This is a genomic window from Vibrio breoganii, from assembly GCF_001677275.1.
GTDB lineage: Bacteria > Pseudomonadota > Gammaproteobacteria > Enterobacterales > Vibrionaceae > Vibrio > Vibrio breoganii.
The window spans coordinates 759862-771692 of the sequence record NZ_CP016178.1; the positions used below are offsets into that span (position 1 = coordinate 759862).

Annotated in this window: 12 protein-coding genes; 5 read left to right on the forward strand and 7 right to left on the reverse strand. The window is 45.2% G+C overall.

Annotated elements, in window-relative coordinates:
* Nucleotides 1–11 precede the first annotated feature (11 nt).
* On the reverse strand, nt 12–1226 hold the full coding sequence (locus A6E01_RS16395; protein ID WP_065210734.1) for an HlyD family secretion protein: 1215 nt from the start codon (nt 1224–1226) through the stop codon (nt 12–14).
* A complete protein-coding gene (locus A6E01_RS16400; RefSeq protein WP_065210735.1) occupies nt 1220–1567 on the reverse strand; it encodes an MFS transporter in 348 nt (115 codons plus the stop codon). The genes A6E01_RS16395 and A6E01_RS16400 overlap by 7 nt, the downstream gene beginning before the upstream one ends.
* A 175-nt stretch (nt 1568–1742) precedes the next feature.
* Here A6E01_RS16400 and A6E01_RS16405 point away from each other — a divergent pair, with 175 nt between their 5' ends.
* On the forward strand, nt 1743–2720 hold the full coding sequence (locus tag A6E01_RS16405) for a helix-turn-helix domain-containing protein (RefSeq protein WP_167714330.1): 978 nt from the start codon (nt 1743–1745) through the stop codon (nt 2718–2720).
* Between the two features lie 420 nt (nt 2721–3140).
* On the opposite strand, the gene A6E01_RS16410 is transcribed toward A6E01_RS16405, so the two are convergent.
* The 3 genes from A6E01_RS16410 to A6E01_RS16420 form a co-directional block, all read right to left on the reverse strand.
* Complete coding sequence (locus A6E01_RS16410; protein WP_065210737.1) at nt 3141–4844, reverse strand: SgrR family transcriptional regulator; 1704 nt, start codon at nt 4842–4844, stop codon at nt 3141–3143.
* A gap of 66 nt (nt 4845–4910) precedes the next feature.
* Nucleotides 4911–5132, reverse strand: a complete 222-nt coding sequence (locus A6E01_RS16415) for a DUF3389 family protein (RefSeq protein WP_017032294.1) — start codon at nt 5130–5132, stop codon at nt 4911–4913.
* Nucleotides 5129–5566, reverse strand: coding sequence for a hotdog fold thioesterase (locus A6E01_RS16420; protein WP_065210738.1), 438 nt, complete (start codon nt 5564–5566; stop codon nt 5129–5131). Before A6E01_RS16420 ends, A6E01_RS16415 begins: the two co-directional genes overlap by 4 nt.
* A 162-nt stretch (nt 5567–5728) precedes the next feature.
* On the opposite strand from A6E01_RS16420, the gene A6E01_RS16425 reads away from it, so the two are divergent.
* On the forward strand, nt 5729–6517 hold the full coding sequence (locus tag A6E01_RS16425; RefSeq protein ID WP_017028097.1) for a M48 family metallopeptidase: 789 nt from the start codon (nt 5729–5731) through the stop codon (nt 6515–6517).
* A 142-nt stretch (nt 6518–6659) separates the two neighbouring features.
* Nucleotides 6660–7229, forward strand: coding sequence for a PhnA domain-containing protein (locus A6E01_RS16430; RefSeq protein ID WP_065210739.1), 570 nt, complete (start codon nt 6660–6662; stop codon nt 7227–7229).
* 70 nt (nt 7230–7299) lie between these two features.
* Here A6E01_RS16430 and A6E01_RS16435 read toward each other — a convergent pair whose 3' ends face one another.
* Entirely contained in the window at nt 7300–9027 is a 1728-nt protein-coding gene (locus A6E01_RS16435) for a potassium/proton antiporter (protein ID WP_017028095.1), read from the reverse strand.
* A 249-nt stretch (nt 9028–9276) separates the two neighbouring features.
* Between A6E01_RS16435 and A6E01_RS16440 the strand changes: the two genes are divergently transcribed.
* Nucleotides 9277–10644, forward strand: a complete 1368-nt coding sequence (locus A6E01_RS16440; protein WP_017028094.1) for an NfeD family protein — start codon at nt 9277–9279, stop codon at nt 10642–10644.
* Nucleotides 10645–10653: 9 nt separating this feature from the next.
* On the forward strand, nt 10654–11436 hold the full coding sequence (locus A6E01_RS16445) for a slipin family protein (RefSeq protein WP_017028093.1): 783 nt from the start codon (nt 10654–10656) through the stop codon (nt 11434–11436).
* 51 nt (nt 11437–11487) lie between these two features.
* On the opposite strand, the gene A6E01_RS16450 is transcribed toward A6E01_RS16445, so the two are convergent.
* A complete protein-coding gene (locus A6E01_RS16450) occupies nt 11488–11700 on the reverse strand; it encodes a hypothetical protein (RefSeq protein WP_065210740.1) in 213 nt (70 codons plus the stop codon).
* Nucleotides 11701–11831: the final 131 nt, after the last annotated feature.

The window sequence follows — 11831 nt, forward strand, 5'->3', positions numbered from 1 at the left end:
TGAATAGAGCCTTACATTGAATACAAGAAGTAAATCTGTGACTTCATTCGAATGATGATGCCTCGAATCGCATCCAGAAAGTTCATGAAAGACGCGGGTTTGTCGCCACTGATCCATGCCAAGCCCACAGGAATGTCATACCTTTCACTCTCGTGGATCTTTAAGCGCACAAAGTGATGCTTGTTATTTACGTTTTTACCCGTTGTGGTGCGAACGTTGGGATCAAACGACAGCAAACTCCCTTGCGACTCACCCGTCGCCTCAACAATGCCTTCGACTTCTGCCGCAAATACCTTGCCTGGGAACACCGGTGATGAGAACTCTGCAAACTGCCCCGCTTCGACATTACGTATTGCCTGATGATTCACGCGCATTAACACGTATTTCTCATTGGTATACATATGAAGACGCGGCATGGTGCTAACGAGTTGCCCTTCGCGCAAAATAAAGTTAGTGAGATAACCATCTAACGGTGCGTACACCTTTGTTTGCTTTAGGTCCCACTGTGCCTTATGCAAACTTTCCATAGCTTGATGGATGTCGTTTTTCTTATTGGTAAGGATCAGCTCTGACTTTTCAATCTCAAGTGCCGACTTTTCAGCGTCCACTTCGTATTTTGAAATTTCAGCCTTGATCGTTTCAATCTCTAGTCGAGCCAGCGTCACTAGCGTTTGTTGCTCTTCCAATTGAGCTTCTGTCACTGAGTGTTTGACTACCGCCTCTTGCTCAACATAACGCTCTAAAGTGCTTCGTTTTAGCTTCAGATCCGCATACGCCGCTTTCAGCTTACTCTGCTCAATTGCGGTGATCTTATGCGACGCCTTGAGATCTGACTTGGCCATAGCAATGTCTTCTTTGGCCAGATCATAAGACACTTGGGTGCTATCAAGTTCTACTGGTGCTTGATTAAGCGCAATTTGATAAGGCTGAGGATCAATCTCATAGATTAGATCGCCCTTGGATACCTCTTGGTTGGGGCTAACGTGTATCTTGGTTACCTTACCCTTAATTTTGGTGCTACCCGGTCTGAGTTGAACGTGAGGCGCTTGCACAACCGAGCCTCCGGAAAGGTCCATTGGCGTATAGTTAATTAAGCCAATCCAGACGAAGACTAGCCATCCACTTCCCCCAACATAAGCAAAGCCTTTCGTCCCTTTATTCCATGGCATGCCTATTAGACGAAGAAGATAAATAAACAGTGCCCATACCGCTAAGCCCTCTAACATACTTCGCTCTCCTCTGTTTTTGTCGATTTGCTTGGTGCTGGTGCGCCAACCGGGGCATTCCAGATATCACGGATTCTTGTTAAGGACGTTTCGAGATCAACAAATGCGATAAATACTGCGATTACCCACACCCAGTGCCAGAGAAAGCCTATCCAAGTGAGAACGGTTATGAGAGCGACCTGATTATGATCTCGTTTATGGGCCTTGGAGATAGGTAATTCGTGAAAGCGCCAAAAGCCATACAGACCTGCTGCAACAGTGCCAATAAGAACAACGAAGGCAACAACATGGAGCACCGTATCAGCAGTGGTTTCAACAAACGGGACAGCAAATAAACTCATGAAAATACTCGTAAAATTAAATTTTTAGTAGTTTGAGTATTTCTACGGTTTACCCCAACAGGTTCAACAGATAAAATCATAAAACACCACTTATTGATGATATTTGCTGAAATTTATGTCCGTGTATTTCATTCGCAGTGCCTTTTTCATCAGACTACACAATAGCCTCCGGTCTGTGCTTAATGTCGAACCATCCAAGTGCCCTATCCCAAGTACCGTATTTGAAGACGCTAATACACTGATCCCCTATTCTGAGATCACGCGCTGGTACAATGAAATTGAGCGATTATCAGGGAATTCTGACTACATGCTTGAGTTCAAGCATCTGATTCGAGTGGACAATATTGGATGGTTTGGAGAATGGCTTCTTTCTGCTCCAGACAACATCTTGGCTTTTCGCCGCTTCAACTATGGCATGTCGCATATGCAATCTGGCGGCAGTTTTTACGGCATGCAAACAGGCAACGGAAATATCGTCAAGTGGGTTCACAAGAGTTATTCCTCTGAAAAGCGGGCGCGCTTTCACGAATCGGTTTACAACGCGTTGTTAATGCTAGATTTTTTGAAAGTTGCATCTCATGACAACTTCGATCTGCAGCTCATTAAGATCTCCGGCTCAACCGATAACACAGAACAATATACCGAAGAGTTTGGATGTGATGTTGAATGGAATAGCCCGACAACTGAGGTATGGTTTAGAACGAACAATTTAATGACGAAGGCAAATGATCTCGACTTCATCAGCAGTAACGCTTCACTATATCTGAGCCATAACCTAACCGATCAAATCGACAAATTACTCAACATGCCCCAAGCGAATGATGAGGTTAAACAGCTATATGAGCTGACCAATTATACCCTTCACTTTGGTCTGCCCAGTGCCGATAGAGTGGCAAAAATGCTCAATATATCTACGCAAACGCTACGCCGTAAGATTCAGCAAAAACTGAGTTTCAACTTTACTGATCTCAGCGCCTATATCACCACGAGTGCAGCAGTGAATCTATTGATTAAGGGCATTCCACCTAATGAAGTATCGAAAAGGCTTGGCTATACCCATGAGGGGAGTTTTTCAAGGCAGTTTAAGAAATACCGAGGCGTGACGCCTCTAAAATACTACCTTGCGTTGAATGGTAAAAGGTTGGGGTCATGAGTATTGGGTTTTTGATAAGAGGCTGTCTTGGGCTAAATCGTGTCTATAGTTACTGAATGGAAAAGTCATCCAAACCATAACCTTAGGGTGTACCAAGTTGCCTCCAGAGCTCACAAAGATCCTAGATAACAGTGATGCTGTTTCTAGGATAACGACATTTGGGAAGCTACGGAGTATTGGTTAGATATGCGTCATTCCCGAGTGCTTTTCTGGGCCAGTACACTGGTCGGGAATCTGTTTCTTCCGATACAACCGAAAAGCCTCCAATAGCAGGAGTGCTGTTTCCAAGATGAGATTACCTGTTTTTGAAGCTCGTAACTTTTGACTGAACAGCCTCTTCTTCCCACTCTAGCTTAGCTACAAATAATGTATTTTATTTGGGACTACCTCTTTCATATGACAGCAGAGATGGCTAATAAGCTAAACCCGCTGTATCTCATTAGGCTGATTTAGCTTAACCCAAACTTTTGAAAAATCGAACCAGCCTAGAGCATTACACTTAGCGTTTTGTAAGGAGCCACAATGGTCTTTGCTTACCCCGAGCCAGCAGTGAAACATAGGGACTATCAAGTGGTTCTCTACCAAATAACGGCCTAGTTCTCTTGCTGGAAACCTTGCATTGGGTTGTCCCTGCCACTGTTCGATCACTTGGTGAATATACTTAAATTGATCGTCAGTACTCAGATTATCGAGATTGCTGTAGTCAAGAAGCCAACCCAGCAAGGTGTCGTCTCGATGAGTCCCAAGCCCCATAGGTTTAATCCACAGATCAACTGAATCAATGTCATCAGGAACGTGGTCATAGCGAATAAATTGGACCGCTAACCCATCTTGCTTGAGTAGCGACGCTATGGCCTTGGATAGGGTTGGGAAAACCGGATGTTCGCTATGGTATGCAATACTGACCGTCTCTATTTTAGGGGGTGATAGTTGTCTGAGCGGCTGGCTATGGTACCAACCGGGTTTAAGACCATGGGCTGGCAATAATCCAAGCTCAACAATAGACTCTTGAGAAAGCTGAGCAAACAGATTAAACGTGGTGAGCTTAGAGGCGAAATACTCTTGCCACTGTTTATCCCGGCCAAGTCCACTGCGTTGGTTTACTGAAATATAAGTGCATCCTGGATCTAAGGCTACGTCGTCGTCCGTGCGCTGTGTCGGCATATTTGGTTGAGACAAGCTTGGATAGACGATACTTGAGTGAATCTCGTCAATAACCCAAACCTCAACCTTATCAACCAATGGTCTAAAGCCAAAATAGCTATCAAAGGCCTCTAGAATCAATCTCTTGTCATCATTGACAGACACTCGGTAAGGCCCCGTTCCGCTAGGCAAGCGGTCGAAATCTTCAATCTCTGCGCTGTTATACGGAAGCACCTTGGCCACCGTTTCAGCAAGCAATACATCAAAATGATAATCCGCTCGACTAAGCTCTACATCAATGACCAATGGAGAAGGCGTGGTGACGTTTTGAATATGAGCAAACAAGGGCAAGTTTGCTAATGACTTTAAGTGCTCAACCACATGTTCAGTTTCAAGCAACTGACCATTGTGGAAGCGAACTTTGGCCCTAAGATAAAAGCGCCAATGACTGCCTTCAACATTGTCCCAAGAATGGGCGAGATCTTGAGTCAGCTTATCGTTTTCATCCAGTTGTGTAAGACCACTAAAGACTTGATGAATGATGTTTTGCTCTGAGCGTCGATGAGGCTTTCTCGGGTTTAGCATTGAAAGCTGACGATAATAAGGAAGACTGAGAACCTGCTGTCCTTGTCTGTGCTGAACGCCTAGATAATCCTGTATCACTTGAGTTAGACGGTTTGCATCTTGATTTAGAACTTGTAGCGCCTGCCCTATACGGCCTTCTTCAAGATAACGTTTGGCTAGACCCTCTCCTACATCTTGGCGGTTCTGCTTGAAGATAAGCTTAGATTGCTTGCCTCGCCCTGCAGAAGGGTGCCACTCGATCCATCCCTCTTCACTGAGCTTGTTCAGTACGATACGCGCGTTTCGTCTGGTACAAAACAATATTTCAGTGATGTCTTCTATACGTGTATCGCTGTCTTCACCATTAAAGTGCTCAAATAGGGTTTCAAACTGAGTTCGAAGTCGCGGGCTACTCATAAAGAGGAAATTCCAGTCAATTAGAAAATTATCGATTTCCTCATTTTAGCACGAAGTGGAGAGATTTTATGTTATCGCGATGCCGGTAACTTGCGAAATTTCTTCAATGATTTCAGTGGGAAGCTTAATAGAAAATCGGCTTTGGGCATCTAATATCACTAATACTTGCCCCATCAGCTGAATTGCATCAGTTTGCGCTTGGAAGGTCAAACGTTGCTCTCCATCCAGTCGAATCATGATCTCGTGGGCGTTGACGATGATTTTCCCCAATTCAAAGTCTAAAGTCATACCTTTGCCTTCTTCTTCGGGTTCCTAACCATCACTGTATGACGAGAGATACACACCAGATTACCCTGCTCATCTCGAATCTCAATGGACCAGATATGTGTCGTGCGACCCAAATGGATAGGCGTTGCTACTCCAGTAACAGTGCCACTACGTACCGCCTTGAGATGATTGGCATTAACTTCAAGACCTACACAATGGCTGTCACCCTCACAACAGTAATACGCTGCATAAGAACCTAGCGATTCCGCTAGGACGACAGAGGCACCGCCGTGCAATAGTCCAAATGGCTGATGTGTGTTCGGTCCAACAGGCATGGTCGCGGTTAACGAATTATCAGAAATCTCTGTATAAACAATGCCTAAGTGCTCAATCAAGGTATTTTTTGAGTTGGTATTAAGAGATTCTAGACTGATGTCGCGTTTCCATATCGTCATCGATGTCTTTTCCTTTGTTTTTGCTAGGTTCTGTTATCTTATTCTTTTTAAACACTTTAGTGTCTAAATTTTCCTGATTTGTGGGAAAATCTTACTCCATCGACCACACTTGTACTAAACCAACATTTAGGATTAGCGCAAAGATAGAAAAGGAACCCTTCTATGCGACTAAAAACACTCATGCTCTCATTGGCATCAGCAGCCATGATGACCGCTTGCGCCACCTCTCCAACGGGACGTAATCAAGTGATTTTGTTTTCAGATAACCAAATGTCTGATCTTGGTAGTCAATCGTTTGAACAAATGAAATCGGAACTCACCATTAGTAAAGACGCTAAAACGAATGCTTACGTTCAGTGTGTGACCAATGCCATTTTAGAGTATGTTCCTATTCAAGGCAGTTTTAGCCAATGGGAAGTGGTCGTATTTGATAGTGATCAGGTGAATGCCTTTGCCCTTCCAGGGGGGAAAATTGGCGTTTATACCGGTCTATTAAACGTCGCAGTTAATCAGGATCAACTGGCCACCGTCATCGGCCACGAAATTGCGCACGTACTCGCCGATCACAGTAATGAGCGTATGTCTCACGCCCAACTTGCCAATACAGGGTTGCAAATCAGCAATGTGGCACTCAGTAATCAGGAATACCGAAATGAAATAATGGCAGCCATGGGCGTTGGCGTTCAATACGGGGTTTTGTTGCCCTACGGCAGAACGCAAGAAAGCGAAGCGGACATCGTTGGATTGGAGTTAATGGCTAAAGCGGGGTTTGACCCCTACCAAAGTGTCGATTTATGGAAGAACATGGCTAAGGCTTCAGGGGGCAATCAACCGCCAGAATTGCTTTCGACACACCCTTCTCACGATACGAGGATTAAAGACCTAACGGCAAAAGCGGAAACCGAGCCAAAATTCTCCGGACAAAAGCCCAATTGCTCAAAGCCAAATTGAGTTTATTGCTCTAAAGTAATCACATATGAGCACGATGACATAGAAAACTTATTCTAAATCAACATTGATCGTGAACTGCTTTCATTACCATGGCTAAATATGGATAATGTCGCCAAATTACAAGAGATAACAAGGTTAATACATGTCTATTGAATCAACACTACGTCAACGCTGCGGCGACAAATGCGAGCTTTGTGGCGCAACTAATGATCTACAACCCTTTGCTGTTGCTCCTCACTCTCATGCAACCGTAGACCACGGCGCACTGCTATGTGACACATGCCGTACTCAAGTTGAAGACGCAGATCAGATGGACGTAAACCACTGGCGTTGTCTAAACGACAGCATGTGGAGCCAAGAGCCACCTGTACAAGTTCTAGCATGGCGTCAATTGACTCGTCTTGCACGCACCGAAGGTTGGGCTCAAGACCTGTTAGACATGATGTACATGGAAGAAGAGACCAAGACTTGGGCTGAAACTGGCATGGAAAACGACGGTAAGAAACACGTTGATTGTCACGGCGCACCACTAGCAAAAGGTGACACGGTCACCATCATCAAAGACCTACCTGTTAAGGGGTCTTCAATGGTTGTTAAAATTGGCACCATGGTAAGAAACATCGGCCTTGCACAAGACGATCCAGAACTCTTTTCTGGTAAAGTTGAAGGTCAGTCTATGTGGCTTCGTTGCGAATTCTGCCGTAAGAAGTAGGCAGTAAAGTAGAGACAAATAAAAAGCGCTAGCCTAACGGTTAGCGCTTTTTTATTGCTTGGCTAGAAAACTATTCCGCGTCGGCTTTTTCGTTATCTGGTAAACCTAAGCCGATTTTCGTCACCTTGTGGTCTTTTACATCAGCAACCACCCAATGCAATCCATACCAATCAAAGCTATCACCTAATACTGGATATGACCCAAGCTTAAGTTCGACCAGTTCCTTGAGGGGCATATCAGCCTCTTCTTCCAGTACAGTAATGCCGTAGTAACCTGTCACATCGCTCACGCTACAATTGATGTCTAGAAAGAAGTCACCAAAGAAACGCGGAGTCACTTCATCTTCAGGGGCTTCACTAAACAGCAGGCTCAAGGCATCGAGATCTTTGTCTTGCCCCATTACACAAAGGGTGTCATTGGCTTGTAACACGGTACTGCCAGTTGGATGTAGCAATTCCTCACCTCGGAACACAGCGGTAATGCGTGTCCCTTCTGGCATGGTGAGGCGTTTCAAAGGCTCACCCACACACCATTTTTCTTCTTTTAATCGGTAGACGAACGTTTCCCACTCACTTGCACGGAAAATCTCCATTCCGCTTCTGGATATAGGAGTCGGCTTTGGTGGCAAGGTAACGTCTGCCATTCGTGCCGCTTTCATCAAGGTCCCACCCTGTACGAGCAGAGATACCATCACCACGAAAAAGGCAATATTGAAGTACAGCTCCGCATTGGGAAGGCCTGCAACCATAGGGAACACCGCTAAGATGATAGGCACCGCGCCTCTCAACCCGACCCAAGAAATGAACTTACGCTCTTTGTTCGTAAAGCTCTTAAATGGCATCAACCCAATCCACACAGCCAAAGGTCTCGCCACTAAGATCATGCCAAAGGCTAATATGAGTGCTGGGATCATAATCTCAATAAGTGTTGCTGGTTTAACAAGTAAACCCAACACTAAAAACATCACTATTTGACTCATCCAAGTCATGCCATCAAGTACATTCAATATCGAATGACGATAGCTTGTAGGCTTATTGCCAATCAACAAACCCGCCAGATATATAGAAAGAATACCACTGCCACCGAGCTTGTTAGAGAGTGCAAACAGAGCAATACCACCGGCTATCACTAAGACAGAATATAAGCCTTCGTGCAAATCCACTCTGTTGATCAAAGCCCAAAGTAACCATCCACCGCCAAGACCGACTAAAGCCCCTATGCCAAACTGCATACCAAAACTAGTGGCTAAGAATGACAAGCCAAGATCAGCTTCAGGATTGCCAAGTACAGCAATCAAGGTGACCGTTAGAAAGACCGCCATCGGGTCATTGGTACCAGATTCAATTTCTAGGGTTGAGCCTACTCGCTCGTTTAGACTTTGTCCCTTCAGCATAGAGAAAACAGCAGCGGCATCCGTTGATCCGACAATTGCTCCGACTAAAATACCTTGCAGTAAGGTCAGATCGAACAACCACGCCGCCATTAAACCTGTAAAGGTTGAAGTCAGCGCTACGCCTATGGTTGCGAGTGACAATGAAGGCCAGAAGGCCACCTTGAAACTGGATACCTTGGTTCGCATGCCACCATCAAGAAGAATAACCGCCAATGCAAGATTGCTGATGAGATAAGTTAATGAGTGATCATTGAAATCAATCTGACCTGGTCCATCTTCGCCCGCAAGCATACCGACAACCAAAAATATAAGTAGAATCGGCACACCTAGCTTAGAGGATGCTCTGGTCAAAAGAACACTGAGTACTATAAGAACCGCTCCTGTTAAGAACAGGCTATCGATCATATTTACGTCCAATTGTTCCTCACTTTTCGTTACAGTTCATTGAGTAAAAATTATAACAAAGTAATTCTTATAGCTCTTTGCTATATTTCGATATGAAATATCTTGCAACAGTTCTATGAAAAGCTTTGCCAGATTAACGACGCAAACTATGTAAAAAATCAAACTCTACAGCATTAATATCAAGGCTTACCCCCACCCAGTCTATACTTACTCTAGATGTTCATCAGATCCTTGTAAAAGGAGGACTGCATGAGATTACTTCTATTATGGCTTATGTCATTGCTGCTGTTTGCCGGTCAAACTCTTGCAAGCACTATTTGGGTCATTCCAGTCAAAGGTCCTATCGGCCCTGCTGTTAGTGACTACCTGTCTCGAGAAATCCAACAAGCACAAGTCAACGACGTTAGCCTAGTGATACTAAAAATGGATACCCCTGGCGGTTTAGATAGCGCTATGCGCGATATCATTCATTCAATCACCACCTCTACAATACCCATTGCAACTTGGGTGGGGCCTTCTGGCGCGAGAGCAGCCAGCGCTGGAACCTATATCTTGTTAGCGAGCCATGTCGCAGCTATGGCTGAGGCCACGAATCTCGGCGCCGCCACTCCCGTCGCCTTAGGGGGTTCGCCCAAACCGCCAAGCACCAGCGATGAGGCTGACAACTCAAGCTCTGACAAAACAGAAGATGGATCCAACGATAGCAATCAGCAAGTTCCTGCCAAGACAGCTATGGAAAAGAAAGTCATTAATGATGCCAAGGCCTATATCAAGGGTCTTGCTAAGCTCCATGATCGGAATGCCGAATGGGCCGAAAAGGCCGTCAGTGAAGCCGCCAGTCTTGATGCAATTGAGGCATTGGAACTCAATGTTATTGACTATGTGGTGAACACGCCCGAAGAACTTGTCGCTGCAATTGAAGGCATTACTGTTACTGTGAACAACCAACAAGTGACATTGTCACTATCACCTGCGAACTTTGAACAGCGAATTCCTGATTGGCGCGCCGAAATGTTAGCGGTTATCACCAATCCCAATGTCGCCTACATCTTGATGCTCATTGGTATCTACGGTTTGTTATTGGAATTCTATAACCCTGGCATTGGTTTACCCGGGGTTCTAGGGGGTATTTGTCTACTTTTGGCGATGTATTCACTGCAGATGATGCCGGTCAACTATGCTGGGCTCGCACTACTGCTACTAGGCATAGCCCTGATGATTGCAGAAGCCTTTAACCCAAGCTTTGGAGTATTGGGGCTCGGTGGTGTGGTTGCATTCGTGCTTGGGTCGATATTTCTTATGGACAGTGACCTACCTAGCTTCCAGATAGCCATACCCTTGATCCTCGGTGTCGCCATATTTTCAGCAGCTCTGATCATCATCACCCTTGGCATGCTAATGAAGGTCAGAAATAGACGCGTGACCACAGGTCTTGAGACCTATCCAGGAAAAACAGCCATCGTCAGTGAAGATTTTATCAACGGCAAAGGCAGAGTCCAATTAGATGGCGCGCTCTGGCATGCGCTAGGCAATACAGATCTCAAACATGGAGATAAAGTCACCATCGAATCGATCAAGGGACTGACCCTAACGGTGAGCCCAAGTGCCAAAAAATAGGAGGCGCGTATGCTTTACACAACAGCAGTCATTGTCGTTCTCGTTATCGCCTTAGCAACACAGATCTTCAAGGTGTTAAGGGAGTACGAGAGAGGGGTGGTCTTTTTTCTTGGTCGATTCCAAGAGGTTAAAGGCCCTGGGCTAATCATTTTAATTCCCATCGTTCAGCAAATGGTACGCGTCGACCTGCGAACCATCGTTTTAGATGTCCCAACGCAGGATCTTATTACCAAAGATAACGTCTCAGTACGAGTCAATGCCGTGGTCTATTTCCGTGTCGTTGACCCACAGATGGCCATCAACAACATCGAAAGCTACAGCGATGCCACCAGCCAGCTTTCACAAACCACACTTCGATCGGTTCTCGGTCAGCATGAGTTGGATGAGCTTCTGTCTGAAAGAGAAAGACTTAATAAAGATCTTCAGGCCATACTCGACCAGCAAACCGATGATTGGGGCATTAAGATCGCGACCGTTGAGGTTAAGCATGTGGATCTGAATGAAAGCATGGTACGCGCCCTCGCCCGTCAGGCAGAGGCAGAGCGAAACCGCCGTGCAAAAGTCATTCATGCTACCGGTGAGTTAGAAGCATCTACTAAGCTTAAAGAAGCCGCCGAAATGCTTAATCAAGCACCAAACGCCTTGCAGCTTCGTTATATGCAAACGCTCACAGAGATCACTACGGATAAAACATCGACGATTGTGTTTCCAATGCCTATCAACCTAGTTGAAGCCGTAAATGACATCGCTAAGGCAATAAACAAAGAGAGTGGAGATAAGGAGAAGGGATAAGTGCGCTTACTAACTTTGTAATTGTGTAAGCGTTGCCTACAGGCATCTTGTTTACTTTAGGGTGCCTGCTGGTGATAAATACCTAATCAATTTAGCGTCAACCATGCTGTCCAGATTCAGGTTTTCAGCCTCGATACGCTTCAGTATCTCATCTTCATGCTTCTGCTTTTCATGCATCGCATCTATCAATTTACGGTCTAGCTCAGCAAAATACCTATTTTCCTCGGCGCGACCGTGTAAGCGTAGTTTTTCTGTAAAGTCCATGATAGTCACCTCTACAGTTTGTCCTAACACTATAAGTATAGTTGTTGGTAAGCGGTCCTACTCGTGCATTACATCCAATTTGCCCTTGTTCTCGCCTTAATTATCTCGGTTATAAGTTAGTCCGATTTCTT

Coding starts and splice junctions, on each gene's coding strand:
- A6E01_RS16395 (WP_065210734.1), bottom strand. CDS start 1,226: ATGTTAGAGGGCTTAGCGGTATGGGCACTGTTTATTTATCTTCTTCGT.
- A6E01_RS16400 (WP_065210735.1), bottom strand. CDS start 1,567: ATGAGTTTATTTGCTGTCCCGTTTGTTGAAACCACTGCTGATACGGTG.
- A6E01_RS16410 (WP_065210737.1), bottom strand. CDS start 4,844: ATGAGTAGCCCGCGACTTCGAACTCAGTTTGAAACCCTATTTGAGCAC.
- A6E01_RS16415 (WP_017032294.1), bottom strand. CDS start 5,132: ATGACTTTAGACTTTGAATTGGGGAAAATCATCGTCAACGCCCACGAG.
- A6E01_RS16420 (WP_065210738.1), bottom strand. CDS start 5,566: ATGACGATATGGAAACGCGACATCAGTCTAGAATCTCTTAATACCAAC.
- A6E01_RS16425 (WP_017028097.1), top strand. CDS start 5,729: ATGCGACTAAAAACACTCATGCTCTCATTGGCATCAGCAGCCATGATG.
- A6E01_RS16430 (WP_065210739.1), top strand. CDS start 6,660: ATGTCTATTGAATCAACACTACGTCAACGCTGCGGCGACAAATGCGAG.
- A6E01_RS16435 (WP_017028095.1), bottom strand. CDS start 9,027: ATGATCGATAGCCTGTTCTTAACAGGAGCGGTTCTTATAGTACTCAGT.
- A6E01_RS16440 (WP_017028094.1), top strand. CDS start 9,277: ATGAGATTACTTCTATTATGGCTTATGTCATTGCTGCTGTTTGCCGGT.
- A6E01_RS16445 (WP_017028093.1), top strand. CDS start 10,654: ATGCTTTACACAACAGCAGTCATTGTCGTTCTCGTTATCGCCTTAGCA.
- A6E01_RS16450 (WP_065210740.1), bottom strand. CDS start 11,700: ATGGACTTTACAGAAAAACTACGCTTACACGGTCGCGCCGAGGAAAAT.